This is a genomic window from Flavobacterium sp. 21.1 (genome assembly GCF_057801535.1).
Map to the genome: position 1 here is coordinate 106,736 of NZ_JBYNXA010000001.1, position 14,224 is coordinate 120,959.

14 protein-coding genes and 1 tRNA gene are annotated in these 14,224 nt (G+C 35.7%); 4 read left to right on the forward strand and 11 right to left on the reverse strand.

The window, feature by feature from the left end; genetic code table 11:
* Positions 1-73 precede the first annotated feature (73 nt).
* The 3 genes from AC3E9U_RS00445 to AC3E9U_RS00455 all read left to right on the forward strand — a co-directional run bounded on the left by AC3E9U_RS00445 (position 74) and on the right by AC3E9U_RS00455 (position 2,389).
* A complete protein-coding gene (locus AC3E9U_RS00445; protein ID WP_488744936.1) occupies positions 74-1,228 on the forward strand; it encodes a M14 family metallopeptidase in 1,155 nt (384 codons plus the stop codon).
* Positions 1,229-1,308: 80 nt separating this feature from the next.
* Entirely contained in the window at positions 1,309-1,788 is a 480-nt protein-coding gene (locus tag AC3E9U_RS00450) for an Lrp/AsnC family transcriptional regulator (protein ID WP_023576701.1), read from the forward strand.
* A gap of 76 nt (positions 1,789-1,864) precedes the next feature.
* Positions 1,865-2,389 carry a DinB family protein gene (locus tag AC3E9U_RS00455; protein WP_488744937.1) on the forward strand — a complete coding sequence of 175 codons (525 nt, stop codon included), beginning with the start codon at positions 1,865-1,867 and terminating at the stop codon, positions 2,387-2,389.
* Positions 2,390-2,428: 39 nt separating this feature from the next.
* Here AC3E9U_RS00455 and AC3E9U_RS00460 read toward each other — a convergent pair whose 3' ends face one another.
* The 4 genes from AC3E9U_RS00460 to aroB all read right to left on the reverse strand — a co-directional run bounded on the left by AC3E9U_RS00460 (position 2,429) and on the right by aroB (position 6,629).
* Positions 2,429-2,779 carry a hypothetical protein gene (locus AC3E9U_RS00460; protein WP_488744938.1) on the reverse strand — a complete coding sequence of 117 codons (351 nt, stop codon included), beginning with the start codon at positions 2,777-2,779 and terminating at the stop codon, positions 2,429-2,431.
* A gap of 88 nt (positions 2,780-2,867) precedes the next feature.
* Positions 2,868-3,842 carry a deoxyhypusine synthase family protein gene (locus AC3E9U_RS00465; protein WP_488744939.1) on the reverse strand — a complete coding sequence of 325 codons (975 nt, stop codon included), beginning with the start codon at positions 3,840-3,842 and terminating at the stop codon, positions 2,868-2,870.
* A 19-nt stretch (positions 3,843-3,861) separates the two neighbouring features.
* Complete coding sequence (locus AC3E9U_RS00470; RefSeq protein WP_488744940.1) at positions 3,862-5,265, reverse strand: arginine decarboxylase; 1,404 nt, start codon at positions 5,263-5,265, stop codon at positions 3,862-3,864.
* 296 nt (positions 5,266-5,561) lie between these two features.
* Positions 5,562-6,629: a 3-dehydroquinate synthase gene (gene aroB, locus AC3E9U_RS00475; protein WP_488744941.1), complete on the reverse strand. Its 1,068-nt coding sequence runs from the start codon at positions 6,627-6,629 to the stop codon at positions 5,562-5,564.
* Positions 6,630-6,727: 98 nt separating this feature from the next.
* Between aroB and AC3E9U_RS00480 the strand changes: the two genes are divergently transcribed.
* Positions 6,728-7,894, forward strand: a complete 1,167-nt coding sequence (locus tag AC3E9U_RS00480) for a proline dehydrogenase family protein (RefSeq protein WP_488744942.1) — start codon at positions 6,728-6,730, stop codon at positions 7,892-7,894.
* A gap of 117 nt (positions 7,895-8,011) precedes the next feature.
* Here the strand turns inward: AC3E9U_RS00480 and AC3E9U_RS00485 are convergent, their stop codons facing one another.
* The 7 genes from AC3E9U_RS00485 to AC3E9U_RS00515 all read right to left on the reverse strand — a co-directional run bounded on the left by AC3E9U_RS00485 (position 8,012) and on the right by AC3E9U_RS00515 (position 14,206).
* On the reverse strand, positions 8,012-9,550 hold the full coding sequence (locus tag AC3E9U_RS00485) for a T9SS type A sorting domain-containing protein (protein ID WP_488744943.1): 1,539 nt from the start codon (positions 9,548-9,550) through the stop codon (positions 8,012-8,014).
* 281 nt (positions 9,551-9,831) lie between these two features.
* Positions 9,832-10,098, reverse strand: coding sequence for a hypothetical protein (locus AC3E9U_RS00490; protein WP_488744944.1), 267 nt, complete (start codon positions 10,096-10,098; stop codon positions 9,832-9,834).
* Between the two features lie 112 nt (positions 10,099-10,210).
* On the reverse strand, positions 10,211-11,746 hold the full coding sequence (locus AC3E9U_RS00495; protein WP_488744945.1) for a T9SS type A sorting domain-containing protein: 1,536 nt from the start codon (positions 11,744-11,746) through the stop codon (positions 10,211-10,213).
* A 392-nt stretch (positions 11,747-12,138) separates the two neighbouring features.
* A complete protein-coding gene (locus AC3E9U_RS00500; protein ID WP_488744946.1) occupies positions 12,139-12,390 on the reverse strand; it encodes a GIY-YIG nuclease family protein in 252 nt (83 codons plus the stop codon).
* A 54-nt stretch (positions 12,391-12,444) separates the two neighbouring features.
* Positions 12,445-12,519: transfer RNA gene (locus tag AC3E9U_RS00505), tRNA-Val, on the reverse strand.
* A gap of 71 nt (positions 12,520-12,590) precedes the next feature.
* The gene (locus AC3E9U_RS00510) at positions 12,591-12,965 is read right to left on the reverse strand and encodes a DUF4258 domain-containing protein (RefSeq protein WP_488744947.1); all 375 of its coding nucleotides are present in this window, start codon (positions 12,963-12,965) and stop codon (positions 12,591-12,593) included.
* Between the two features lie 47 nt (positions 12,966-13,012).
* A complete protein-coding gene (locus AC3E9U_RS00515) occupies positions 13,013-14,206 on the reverse strand; it encodes an alanine dehydrogenase (RefSeq protein WP_488744948.1) in 1,194 nt (397 codons plus the stop codon).
* Positions 14,207-14,224: the final 18 nt, after the last annotated feature.

Below are 14,224 nucleotides of genomic sequence, written 5' to 3' on the forward strand. Positions count from 1 at the left end.
ATTAATCGCAGTTTTTTTATGTTTACAATTGTAAAAAATAAGATGTTTACTTTTGTAAATCGAAAAGTAAGCCATGGATTTCACTATTTTATTTGACACTTTTAAAGAACAAAATCTTTTTGGTAGATACGTTACCAACAAGCACATCAAACCATTATTGGAAAAACTGACACGGGATTTCGAAGTTTCGATCGCAGGAAAATCAGTTAAAGAAAAACCGATCTATACTGTTAAAGTTGGAACCGGTAAAATCAAAATTTATATGTGGTCGCAAATGCACGGAAACGAATCGACGACCACTAAAGCGTTGTTTGATTTTTTAAACCTGCTTAATTCTGATTCGGATCTTGCTCAAAATCTAAAAAGAACTTTTACCTTTTTATGTATACCAATATTAAATCCCGATGGAGCAGAGGCGTATACTCGTGTAAATGCCAATGAAATAGATTTAAATCGAGATTCAAAAGATCTGACACAACCGGAAAGCAAACTACTTAGACAGCTATTTGAGAGTTTTCAGCCGGATTTTTGTTTCAATCTGCACGATCAACGTACGATATTTGCAGCAGGAAATACCAGTAATCCCGCCACGGTTTCTTTTTTAGCGCCTTCTTATAATGAGCAGCGGGAAGTAAATGATGTGCGACAAAAAGCAATAAACATCATTGCTTCGATGAATGAGGAATTGCAAAAGCACATTCCAAATCAGGTAGGACGTTTCGATGACTCGTTCAATATCAATTGTATTGGAGATATGTTCCAATATTTAGGCGTCCCAACTATTTTATTTGAAGCAGGCCATTTTAAAGACGATTACCAGCGCGAGGTGACCCGAAAAATGATCTTTATATCCTATTTATCGGGTTTACAGGCAATTTCTGAAAAAGATATTCTTATTAATAAAACAATAGAATATTTCAATATTCCTCAAAATAAAGCTATTTTTTATGACTTTATTTATAAAAATGTCAAAGTAATACTTGATAATCTTGAAAAAAGTATTAATTTTGCAGCCCATTACAACGAAATCCTTTTAGATGAAACTATTGTTTTTAAAGCAACAATCAGACAAATAGACGGGTTGGATGAGAATTTCGGGCATTATACTTTTGATTTCCAAAATCAATTATTTGAAAATCAAAAGGATATTTCACCAAAGTTGGATTCAGAAGCTAATTTTATTGTAGGAATCGACAATAAAATTGTTAATGGATTGCTGAAAAAATAAAAAATTAAAAGTTTTATTGCTAAAAAATTAATTTTTTATTCTTAATTTTGACTTTTTAAAACAAATAGATAAATCTTATTATGAGCAAGTTTCGTTTAGATGAAGTAGATCATCAGATATTAGATATGTTAATTGATAACACGAGAGTTCCTTTTACAGATATCGCAAAAAAATTGTTGATTTCTGCGGGTACAGTTCACGTACGTGTTAAAAAAATGGAGGATGCGGGAATTATTCAGGGATCTTCTTTAACATTGGACTATGAAAAGCTTGGATACTCTTTTATTGCTTATGTGGGTGTTTTTCTTCACAATACTTCGCAAACTAAATTTGTATTAGAGCGAATCAATGAAATTCCGTTTGTTACCGTTGCTCATGTTACTACAGGAAAATTTAATATTTTCTGTAAGATCAGAGCCAGAGATACTAAACATGCTAAAGAAGTAATTTACATGATCGATGATATCGACGGCGTGTACAGAACAGAAACGATGATTTCTCTTGAAGAAAGCATTAATGACAAAAAACGTTTGATGCATACGATTTTTAAAGATATGTAATCCGTAAAAAATAAGAACCCGAAGTTAGCGCTTCGGGTTTTTTATTTTAAATTTACTCCTAACTTAATTCTGATACATGAGCCCGAAACAACTTACACCGGACGAATACGCTCCTCACTACCAACCGTATATTGAAGCGGTAGGACAAGATTCTGATTTGTTAGACGAATTGGAAATCAGTCTGCATAAAACGATTCACTTTATTCAGGATATTCCAATGGATAAATTCGATTATCGCTATGCCGAGGGAAAATGGACAATTAAAGAAATTATTCAGCATATAATTGATGCGGAACGCGTCTTTGCTTACCGTGCATTGCGCTTTTCAAGAAACGATGCAACGCCATTGCCGAGCTTTGATGAAAATAAGTTTGCAGAGGTAGTTAATCCAATTGCAAACAGGCGCCATTTAAAAGACCTGCTCACTGAATTTACAGCTGTCCGTCACGCAACAATTGCGCTATTCAAAAGTTTTACTGTAGAAGATTTGCTTAAAAAGGGAATTGCTTCTAATAACCCAATGTCGGTTAGGGCAGCAGGTTTTGTTATTATCGGACATCAAAACCATCACGTAAATGTTTTTAAAGAACGTTATTTATAGTAAACAAAAAAGGAACTCAATTCGAGTTCCTTTTTTTATTTAATCTTCATCGGTATCTTCTTCTTCGTCAACCGGTTCATCTTTTTGTTCTTCTTCGTCGTCTGAATTGTCTTCGATATCCAACTCTTTCAACGCATCCAATGAATCTTCTCCTGTATCGATATCATCATCTTCGTCATCATAATTCTCGATTCTATCTGCTAATTTCATGCTCACCTTTACTAAGTAGATAGTATCTTCTGTACGTACTTCTACTGCTTCAATTGTCTCATTTTTAGCATTTTTAAAACGGACAATGTCAGAATCGTCATATCCGTCAGGAAACTTCTCAACCAATAAGGTTAAGATCTCATTTGTTAACTTAGCGTAATCTACAATTACTCTTTTCATTCGTTGTGTTTTAATCTTTGTATGTGGTCAAATGTAATAACCTAAATTCTATTTTTCAAATAAAAAGTTTCTTTTTTTTTTCAAAAAATTACCACCCTAAAACGTAAGCAAACATTAGTGGTGCCACGATTGTTGCATCTGATTCCACAATGAATTTAGGTGTAGTTATGTCTAATTTACCCCAAGTGATTTTCTCATTAGGAACCGCTCCCGAGTAAGAACCATAACTTGTTGTTGAATCAGAGATCTGGCAGAAATAGCTCCAGAAAGGAACGTCATGCATTTCCATATCCTGATATAACATCGGAACCACACAAATAGGGAAGTCACCGGCAATACCACCACCGATCTGGAAGAAACCAATTCCTTTTCCTTCACAGTTTTTAGTATACCAATCTGCTAACCACATCATGTATTCCACACCACTTTTCATGGTTGTAGCTTTGAACTCGCCTTTAATGCAGTAAGAGGCAAAAATATTACCCATTGTACTGTCTTCCCATCCCGGAACTACAATTGGTAAATTTTTCTCAGCTGCTGCTACCATCCATGAATCTTTAGGATCGATTTCATAATATTGCTCCAATACACCTGAATTGATCATCTGATACATGAATTCATGTGGAAAATATCTTTCTCCTTTTGAATCAGCATTATTCCAGATATCAAATAAATGTTGTTGTAAACGACGGAATGCTTCTTCCTCAGGAATACAAGTGTCAGTTACACGGTTGTAGTGGTTTTCCAATAGATCCCATTCTTCCTGCGGACTCAAATCGCGGTAGTTTGGAACTCTTTTATATGAATTATGAGCAACAAGGTTCATAATATCCTCTTCAAGATTTGCACCCGTACATGAAATGATATGTACTTTGTCCTGACGAATCATTTCGGCTAATGATTTTCCAAGCTCGGCAGTACTCATCGCACCTGCAAGCGTAATCATCATTTTTCCGTTATCTAATAAATGTTCTTCATATCCTTTCGCAGCATCTACAAGTGCAGCAGCATTAAAATGAAGGTAATGTTTTTCAATAAACTGACTGATTGGTCCTTTACTCATTTTTGTTTCTATTATGAAATTATTTTTTCTTGTTGTATCCTAAAATCTCTAAAACTTCTTCAACTCTTTGTTGCTCTGAAAAAACTTCAGTGGCGAAGATTCCGTTTTTATCCTTATCGATAAGAATGTGTTTCGGCTGGGGTAAAATGCAATGACTTAAACCTCCGAAACCGCCAATCGTCTCCTGATAAGCTCCCGTATTAAAGAAACCGATGTATAACGGTTTTTCTTTGTTGTATTTTGGAAGATAAACGGCATTCATGTGTTGTTCGGAATTGTAATAATCATCACCATCGCAGGTCAAACCACCTAAAAGAACGCGCTCATAAGTGTCATTCCAACGGTTAACAGCCAGCATCACAAATCGCTTGTTGATTGCCCAGGTATCCGGTAAAGTAGTGATGAAAGAAGAATCGATCATGTTCCAGTTTTCACGGTCATTTTGTTTCTTCTGGTATAAAACCTGATATAAAGCACCACCTGATTCACCAACTGTGAACGAACCGAATTCTGTAAAAATATGTGGAACCGGAACTTCTGCTTCGTCACACGCAATTTTAATCTGGTTCAGAATTTCGTCCACCATGTACTGGTAATCGTATTCAAATGCTAATGAACTTTTTATAGGGAATCCGCCTCCAATGTTCAAACTGTCAAGGGTAGGGCATTCTTTTTTCAGTGCAATGTAAACTTTCATACACTTTAAAAGCTCGTTCCAATAGTAAGCTGTATCACGAATACCGGCATTAATAAAGAAGTGAAGCATCTTAAGCTCAACTTTTTTATTGTCCTGGATTTGTTTACGGTAAAAAGGAACGATGTCTTTATATCCGATTCCTAAACGTGAAGTATAGAACTCAAATTTAGGCTCTTCTTCCGCGGCAATACGAATTCCGATTTTGAATTTTCCTTCAATTTGCTCCTGTAACAAATCTAATTCTTCAAAATTATCGATTACAGGGATTGTATTTCTGTGTCCGTTATTGATTAAACGTGCAATATTAATAACATACTGGTCGCGTTTGAAACCGTTGCAGACAACAAATGTATTCTTGTTTATTTTTCCTTCTTCCATCAATCGCTCTACGATATCAATATCAAATGCAGAAGAAGTTTCAATGTGGATGTTATTTTTTAAAGCTTCATTTAAAATAAACTCAAAATGAGAACTTTTGGTACAGTAGCAGTAAAAGTACTTTGCCTCATAATTATGTTTCTCCATCGCATTTCGGAACCACATTTTGGCCTTGTTAATGTTCTGGGAAATTTTCGGTAAATAAGTGAATTTTAAAGGAGTACCGTATTGCTCAACCAATTTCATTAAGTCGATGCCATGAAACTGAAGATTGTCTTTATTTAGAGTGAATTCTTCCTGAGGAAAATAGAATGTTTGATTGATTAAGTCAAAATATTTTGTATTCATTTGAATAATAAGTTGTTAGATTATAAAATTACTATTTTTTATTTAAAACAACTTGCTTTTCAAACTCTAATATTTGCATATACTATCTGAAGTTCATCATGTAGTGGGTTAGCAAATTCAAAAACATCAAAATTCTGAATACTCTTCACTGAAAACACAATCCGCTGCAAACGCAACAGTAGTCTGTTTTGCCTGCTATTATTATCTGTACGAAATTGTGTATTCTGTGTTTTTTTCATTGGCACAAATGTAAAAAAATATTACAGCGATTAAAAAAAGAATTTTATAAAAAAAGATTAGCACTTATAATCTTCAAAAGCCTTAAAAATCAGCTCATTTGAAGCGGATTCATTGATTTTTATATCACCGATTCCGTTTAAAAGGGCAAATTGCACTTTTCCGAACTCATTTTTCTTATCGTGTATCAGTAGTTTTATGATCTCATCGATGTCATTTTGGGAGAATTCAACCAAACCGAAAATAGCACTGATTACGGATTTAATTTCCGCGTATTCTTCATTTGAAATCAATGATTTTTCCATTGAAATATAACTCTCGAGAATCATTCCCACAGCAATGGCTTCTCCGTGAAGTAACGCAGTTTTTTCTTCATTTTCCAGCAAATAACTTTCGATGGCATGCCCTAAAGTGTGACCAAAATTTAAGGCTTTTCGGATTCCGTTTTCAGTAGGATCCTGTGTAACAATGTTATTTTTTATCTGAACTGATTCGTGAATTAAAACATCTAAATCATCTGTACTTAAACCACTTAAATTTTTAAATTTCGTCCAATAAATTTTATCCTGAATCAATCCGTGTTTTAGCATTTCTGCCAAACCGGAGCGCATTTCGTTTTGTGGTAAGGTCGATAAGAATCCTGTGTCGATCAAAACGGCTTTAGGATTAGTAATAGTTCCGATTTGGTTCTTAAGACTACCTAAATCGACTCCGTTTTTACCGCCTATAGATGCATCAACCATTGACAAAAGAGTAGTGGGGACATTAATATATTCAATACCTCTTTTGAATGTGGAAGCTACAAATCCGCCTAAATCGGTAACAACGCCGCCACCCAAGTTAATTAAGATGCTTTTTCGGTCTGCACCAAGTTCAGTTAAGGCTGACCAGATTTCAAAACAGGTCTCAATGTTTTTAAACTGTTCACCGGATTCAAATTCGATAATTTCGATAGGAACTTCCGTAGCAAGATTAGCAATGAAATTTGGAAGACAATATTCACTGGTTTTACTATCAACAACAATAAACAGTTTGGAATAAACGTCTTTGTCCAAAATTGAACTTAAATAGTTGTAAATTAAATCATTAAAAAAGACCGAATATCCGTTTGCGTTTATTGTCTGCATTTTTTTAAAGAGTTGTTAATAATGAAGCAAAATAAGGCAATTTTTATCAATTATTCTCAAACCCTGTGTATATTTGTAAACCGATTTATAAAAATACAATGGAAAAAATATTCAATAATACAGAGGTTGCTTTTGCCCTGAAAAGCAACAATGAATTAAACAGAGCACATTTTCTTTTTAAAATGATTGGAAATCCATCATTGGTAAAAATAGGGACTTCACTAACTAATTTTGCTTTAAATTTTCATCTTCCGGTAGAAGGATTAATCCGCAGTACTGTTTTTGATCATTTTTGTGGTGGCATTAGTGAAGAAGACTGCTTAAAAGTGGTCGACAAAATGTATACTAAAAAAGTGTCTTCGGTTTTGGATTATTCCGTGGAAGGAAAAGAAGAAGAAGCTCAGTTTGATGCTGCTTTACACATGACCTTAAAAACCATTGAATTTGCAAAAGCCAAAGATGCCATTCCTTTTGCCGTATTTAAACCTACAGGAGTGGGACGCATCGATCTTTATGAGAAAGTAGGAGAGAAGAAGGAGCTTACCGATGCCGAAAAAGCAGAATGGAACAAAGTAGTATCGCGTGTCGAAACGATCTGTAAAACAGCTTATGAAAAAGATGTAATGTTGCTGATTGATGCAGAAGAAAGTTGGATGCAGGATGCTGCTGATGATTTGGTTACAGAAATGATGCGCAAGTACAATAAAGAAAAAGCTTTGATTTTTAATACGCTTCAAATGTACCGTTGGGATCGTTTGGATTATCTGAAAAGACTTCATGAACAGTCAAAATCTGAAGGATTTCATATTGGAATGAAAGTGGTTCGCGGCGCTTATATGGAAAAAGAAGCCGAGAAAGCCCAAGCAAAAGGATACAAAAATCCTATTTGTCCTTCAAAACAGGCAACAGACGATAATTATGATCAGTGTATTGCTTATATGATGGACAATATCCAAACTATGGCAATTTTCGCAGGAACACATAACGAATTGAGTTCGTACAAATTGATGGAAATGATGGAGCAGAGGGGGATATCAAAAAGTGATAATCGTGTATGGTTTGGTCAGTTATATGGGATGAGCGATAATATTAGCTACAATTTAGCTGAAAAAGGATACAATGTGGCTAAATACCTTCCTTTCGGGCCTGTACGTGACGTCATGCCGTATTTGATCCGCAGAGCTCAGGAAAATACTTCAGTGGCCGGACAAACCGGAAGAGAATTGATGCTTCTGGAAACTGAAAAGAAAAGAAGAAAGTTATAAGAAATTAAAAGAGGCTGTTCGATTTGAAACAGCCTCTTTCATTTTATTTTTACAAACTTTTTGGTGGTAGAGTCTTTTATGCAGCTGGTGAAAAGCTATCTGTTTTTTAAATGAGTACTATTCCTTTATAATTTTTCTGTTGATTTTATTGTTGCCCCCTATACTCAATATATAAATCCCTTTAGAAAAATTACTGATTGTTATGATCGTCTGATTTTCATTGAGTTTGCCACTCAACACCAATTTACCCGATTGGTCATAGACCATGTAAGGCAGATCCCGCATGTTTTCTACTGTATTTACCTTGATTTCGTTGCTTGCCGGGTTGGGATAAATACTGATCGAACTATCCGGGATGGATTTTTCAGTAAAGGATTGTGTTGTATTTAATCTGCTTTCTATTGTGCCCAATTTAAGTATCCAACCGTCCCATCCTCCATGAGTTCCGGTACCATTTTCATACGTTGAACTGGAGACTCCTGCAATTATACAACCTCCATCGGCCGTAACGTCCATTGAATGCGCAAAATCATAACCAGCGGCAGTACCAAAGGTTTGCTCTTGCTGTACATTTCCTGATTTAGATAGTTTTATCAGCAATAAATCGGAAGCTATATATGGAGAAGCGCTCGAAGTATTGCCTGCAATAATATAACCGCCATCTGTAGTTTGTCGAATAGATCTTGCAATTTCTGTACGAGTGCCTCCTAAACATTTTTGCCACTGGATTTTTCCTGAATTGGAGATTTTAACAATCCACATATCGTAATTTCCATGATTACCGCTCACATCACCGTCACTTGAATCTGAAAATCCTGCTATTATATAGCCCCCGTGCGTTTGCTGGATTGAAAAAGCTCCATCGTAGCCCGATCCTCCCAACGATTTTTCCCATTGGATGTTTCCCTTCTTATTCAACTTTACGATCCATATATCACTACTTCCATGATTTGCGCTAACGTCGCCATCGTTGGAACCAGATACTCCCGCTATTATATAACCTCCATCAGTAGTTTGTTCAACTGAATATGCCCCATCGTAACCTGCCCCCCCTAAACATTTTTGCCATTGGATTTTTCCCGTATTGGAGAGTTTAACAATCCAAAAATCATCAAAGCCATGATTTCCGGGCACCTCACTATCATTGGAATTAGTTTCGCCTGCGATTATATAGCCCCCGTCTTTGGTTCGGCGTATCGAAAAAGAGTACTCGTTGTTATGTCCTCCCAATGATTTCTGCCAAAGGATGTTTCCTGCGGAATCCAGTTTAGCAATATAAAAATCCGAACCTCCATGATTTCCAGTTGCATCTCCTTCTAAAAAAAAACTGGTTCCTGCAACTGTATAGCCGCCATCACCTGCTTGTTGAATTGAATATGCTATACTATTTGCTCCCAAACATTTCTGCCATTCGATGATTCCGTTTTGACTTAGTTTAACGATCCAAACACCACGAATTAACATAGAGCAAAAATTCCCGCTCAGATCGCCGTCATTAGAAACTGAAGTTCCGGCACATATATATCCGCCATCGGTAGTTTGTTGGGCGCAGTATATTATTTCTTCTTGTGAACCCCCTAAAAATTTCTCGAAATTCTGCCCATAACCATAAGCAAACAGCAGGAAAACTATAAAGAAAAGTGTATATTTTTTCATGATTTTAATCCTTTACGTTTAGCATAATAAAGTTACGATTTTATTTACTAAAATAATTGTAACTAATTGACTAACAACTTATTGATGCGTGAAATATTGTTCGTTTTCTTATAGGATTATTATCACCATGGCAAATAAATACCATCAGAAAAGGTCTGTGGAGATATGCGATATTTGATCCGCGACGTCATGAAAATATTTCTGTAGGAGGGAAGAAGAAGAAATTTACACTAATAGCTTGTAATCATAGTAAAACCCAAAGTATTTCGGGGTTTGTTTTTTTATATCCAGCGCAGAAATATCAAAGCTATCGGAAAGGCAATTAAGTCGATTGCTGTCTGATAAATCCGGTTGACTTTTACTTTTTCCAGAAGTGAATTCAATAGTAAAAGCATTCCGAAAAGCACGAAAAAGTACACAACAAATACAATCCAATTCCCTAAATCTTTCATCCATCGGAAATCGTAGTAACCTTCATCGATAAAGAAAAGAAACTGAGCTACTAAAAAGCTGTTTATGGCCGAAAAAAGCGGAAGATTAAGTTTCATAATGCCTTTTTGATTATAACGATATTTATATAGGATTTAGTACTTTTTGCCGTAGTTATTAAGAATTTTCAATACACAGAATTTAAAAAATCTTTTTTTAGGGTTAGAACATCTATTCTTTAATAATCTTCTTATTTGTTTTGATTTTGTTGCCAACGCTCAGAATATATGTGCCTTTTGAGAGATTATGGATTCTAATGGTTGAATCATGGTCGTTTAGTTTTCCGCTTAGAATCAATCTTCCGGCCTGATCATAAATAGTGTAGGGTAAACCAAAATTATTTTCCAACATATTTATATGAATTTCATTGCTTGCAGGGTTCGGATAAACACTGAATAAATTTTCCTGAACTGATTCGGTTGTGTTTAATATGCTACTTATTTTAACGATCCAAAAATCAAAATCACCGTGATTTCCTGTAACATCATTATTAATCGAATCAGAGTATCCGGCAATTATATATCCGGCATCGGTAGTTTGTTTAATTAATGTTATTTTATCAATTCCGGTACCTCCCAAGGATTTCTGCCATTGGATATCTCCTGTATTTGTCAACTTAACTACCCAATAATCATAACCACCATGATTTCCACTAACATCACCATCATTTGAATTAGAAAATCCTCCAACTATATATCCTCCATCGTAAGTTTGTTGTATGGAATAGGCCTGATCAAGATTTGTTCCACCTATAGATTTTTTCCAATTGATAATTCCTGTACTGGAGAGCTTCACAATCCAATAATCAAAATCACCGTGATTTCCGATGATATCGCCATCATTTGAGTTTGAGTATCCTGCAACTATGTAACCTCCATCGGAAGTTTGCAGAATTGAATATGTCGCGTCCGCACTGCTTCCTCCTAAAGATCGCTGCCACACAAGAAGCCCTGTGCTGCTTAGTTTAACTGCCCATATATCATAATAGCCATGATGCCCGGAAACGTCTTTATCATTCGAATTACTATCTCCTGCGATTATATATCCTCCGTCAGTAGTTTGTTGAATGGAGCATGCATAGTCATTAAGAGTTCCTCCTAAAGATTTTTTCCATTCGATAGCACCTGAATTGGTCAGTTTAAGTATCAGATAATCATACCCCCCGTAATTTCCGCTTACATCACCATTATTTGACCTGGATTGTCCTGCAATAACATAGCCGCCGTCAGACGTTTGCACTATCGAACTGGCCATATCTGTAAGCGTGCCTCCAAAAGATTTCTGCCATTGAATAGTGCCGAAACCGGTTAGTTTCACTATCCAACAATCAGAATCCCCATGATTTCCTGAAACCTGACCATTATTCGAATTAGAAGTCCCTGCAATTATATAGCCACCATCAGTAGTTTGTATTATTGAATCTGCCATATCTTCACCGGTTCCTCCTAAAGATTTCTGCCATTGGATGAGTCCCGTCGCGCTAAGTTTAACTACCCAATAATCAGCACCTCCATGATTTCCGGTAACATCACCATTATTTGAATTAGAATATCCTGCCAGTATATATCCACCGTCTGATGTTTGTTGTACTGAATTCATTATATCGATGCCTGTGCCCCCTAAAGATTTCTGCCAACTAATGGGAGGTTGTGAATAACAGTAAATAGCAAAGAAGGATATGATTAAGAAAAGTAAATACTTTTTCATGACTCCACAATTTAAATGATAAGCCATATAAAGTTACGATTTTCTTTATTTAAAAATATACAACTTACTGATAACCACTTTGTTGTATTTTTGTATTTGCTTTTTGAATACGAATTATTTCATTTTTAAATAGAAGTAAAAAGACTACTATTTGTGAGTAATACACATATTTACATATCTATTTACAGTACTCAGGATAAATATTTTTGACACTGAATTAAAAGTTCAGTATAGTTTTTTTGTAATAATGAAACTTTTGAGAAGATGGTATAAAAAAAGCACTTCAAAAGAAGTGCTTTAATTTTGTGGGCGATTGCCTGTTCCGAATATCGGAAAGGGGTTCGAACCCCCGACCGCTCCCGATAGAATCGGGATGCTCTGAACCAGCTGAGCTAGGCTTTTTTGACAATTAATTCCTGGATTTTAGCCTTGCTTTTCCATGATTTAATTTGTAATTCTCTTTGTTGAGCTTGTTCTTTACTGTCGTAATTTTCAATATAAACAATTTTCCAATCATTTACAGTACCAGTAAAACCTTTGCTTTTTTGATTGTGACGTATAATTCGTTCTTCTAAATTGGATGTATATCCAATGTAAAACCTATCCTTTGTAGAACTGTGTAAAATATAAACAGTATATGGCATATATAATAAATTTGGCGTATAAAAAAATCCCACATTCCTGCGGGATTTAATAAGTGGGCGATGAGGGGTTCGAACCCCCGACCCCCTCGGTGTAAACGAGGTGCTCTGAACCAGCTGAGCTAATCGCCCTATATTAGTGCTTTCAAGTGAACCTGATTGCGTTGCAAATATACATCAGGATTTTGATTACACAAGATATTTTACTGTTTTTTTACGTCTTTCAACAGAACTCTTTCGCTGAAATTAACCATTTCAACAGTAATGGCTTCATTTTTAGCATTTTTCCCTTCAATAATATATAACTTGCCTTGCTCGTAAGGTTTGTTGCTTTTATCAAAATCCACATCACCATCCTGAAGACATTTTTTGATATCTTCCACGGTAACCCATTTTTCATTGATTTTAGCTTCAGCTTCTTTTGAATAGGAAATAGGCTTGCTTCTTAGGTCTTTCAAAACTCTGCAATTGGGCATATAACAAAACTCTGTTTTCTTTTTTTGGAAGAAGAACATTAAGAACATACCGCCTAATAGCAGTCCGAAAAGATAATACGCTAAACGATGTACAAATTTCATTGTAAAATATTTACGGCAAAAGTAAACAAAGAATCTGCTATTACCAACTAAAATACAATCAGGTTTATATCACGGTAGGAAATATTAAACCAGTCGGCAATGGATTTGTTGGTTAAGATTCCGTGATAGAAATAAACTCCGTTTTTCAAACCTCTGTCACAACGAATTGCGCTTTCCAAACCACCATCATCAGCTATTTTTAACAAGGAAGGCGTAATAATGTTACTTATGGACATTGAAGCGGTTTTAGAATAGCGGGAAGGAATATTCGGTACGCAATAATGGATTACATTGCTTTTGATGAAAGTCGGTTTTTCATGGGTAGTGATTTCTGAAGTTTCAAAACATCCTCCTGTATCGATACTTACGTCAACAATCACAGCACCTTTTTTCATGTGTTCCACCATTGTTTCGGTCACAACGACAGGAGTTCGGTTTTTTCCGCGCATGGCTCCAATGGCTACATCACATCGGCGTAATGCTTTTAACAATGATTTTTCCTGTATGGTAGAAGTGAAAATACGCTGGTTCAACATATTCTGTAATCGGCGTAATTTCGTAATGGAATTATCAAATACTTTTACTGTTGCTCCCAATCCTATTGCGGTTCTGGCAGCATATTCCGCAACAGTTCCGGCTCCTAAAATAACAACTTCTGTTGGTCTTACTCCCGTAATGTTACCCATTAAAAGTCCTTTTCCAACGGACTGACTGATCATTAACTCCGCCGCAATCAGCACCGAAGCAGTACCGGCAATTTCACTAAGTGATTTTACAGCAGGGTAGGATCCGTCTTCATCTTTTATAAATTCAAAAGCAAGCGCTGTAATTCTTTTGGTAGCCAAAGCTTCAAAATATGCTTTTTTCTGTGTTTTTAACTGAATTGCGGAAATTAAGAAGGTTTGTGGATTCATCATTTCGATTTCCTGAAGGGTAGGCGGTTCCACTTTGAGAATCATGGGGCAACTGAAAACCTTTTTGGTATCGCTTGTTATTTCGGCTCCTGCATCGCTGTATTCTTTATCTGAAAAACTTGAATGCGAACCTGCACCAGATTCCATTAATACCCTATGGCCGTGTGAGGTCAAAGAATTCACCGCGTCAGGAGTAAGGCAGATGCGACGCTCCTGATAGGAAGTTTCTTTAGGTATTCCGATAAAAAGAGCACTTTTGTGCTTTTCTATCTCTAACTTTTCTTCCTGAGGAAGTAGTTGTTGTTTGGAAAATGGTGTTATTGACATGCTTTAATTATATGAATC

What these genes read in the sequence shown, in the direction of transcription:
- AC3E9U_RS00455 (WP_488744937.1), top strand. Translation starts at nt 1,865, where the DNA reads ATGAGCCCGAAACAACTTACACCGGACGAATACGCTCCTCACTACCAA.
- AC3E9U_RS00470 (WP_488744940.1), bottom strand. Translation starts at nt 5,265, where the DNA reads ATGAATACAAAATATTTTGACTTAATCAATCAAACATTCTATTTTCCT.
- AC3E9U_RS00460 (WP_488744938.1), bottom strand. Translation starts at nt 2,779, where the DNA reads ATGAAAAGAGTAATTGTAGATTACGCTAAGTTAACAAATGAGATCTTA.
- AC3E9U_RS00495 (WP_488744945.1), bottom strand. Translation starts at nt 11,746, where the DNA reads ATGAAAAAGTATTTACTTTTCTTAATCATATCCTTCTTTGCTATTTAC.
- AC3E9U_RS00490 (WP_488744944.1), bottom strand. Translation starts at nt 10,098, where the DNA reads ATGAAACTTAATCTTCCGCTTTTTTCGGCCATAAACAGCTTTTTAGTA.
- AC3E9U_RS00445 (WP_488744936.1), top strand. Translation starts at nt 74, where the DNA reads ATGGATTTCACTATTTTATTTGACACTTTTAAAGAACAAAATCTTTTT.
- aroB (WP_488744941.1), bottom strand. Translation starts at nt 6,629, where the DNA reads ATGCAGACAATAAACGCAAACGGATATTCGGTCTTTTTTAATGATTTA.
- AC3E9U_RS00480 (WP_488744942.1), top strand. Translation starts at nt 6,728, where the DNA reads ATGGAAAAAATATTCAATAATACAGAGGTTGCTTTTGCCCTGAAAAGC.
- AC3E9U_RS00450 (WP_023576701.1), top strand. Translation starts at nt 1,309, where the DNA reads ATGAGCAAGTTTCGTTTAGATGAAGTAGATCATCAGATATTAGATATG.
- AC3E9U_RS00510 (WP_488744947.1), bottom strand. Translation starts at nt 12,965, where the DNA reads ATGAAATTTGTACATCGTTTAGCGTATTATCTTTTCGGACTGCTATTA.
- AC3E9U_RS00465 (WP_488744939.1), bottom strand. Translation starts at nt 3,842, where the DNA reads ATGAGTAAAGGACCAATCAGTCAGTTTATTGAAAAACATTACCTTCAT.
- AC3E9U_RS00500 (WP_488744946.1), bottom strand. Translation starts at nt 12,390, where the DNA reads ATGCCATATACTGTTTATATTTTACACAGTTCTACAAAGGATAGGTTT.
- AC3E9U_RS00485 (WP_488744943.1), bottom strand. Translation starts at nt 9,550, where the DNA reads ATGAAAAAATATACACTTTTCTTTATAGTTTTCCTGCTGTTTGCTTAT.
- AC3E9U_RS00515 (WP_488744948.1), bottom strand. Translation starts at nt 14,206, where the DNA reads ATGTCAATAACACCATTTTCCAAACAACAACTACTTCCTCAGGAAGAA.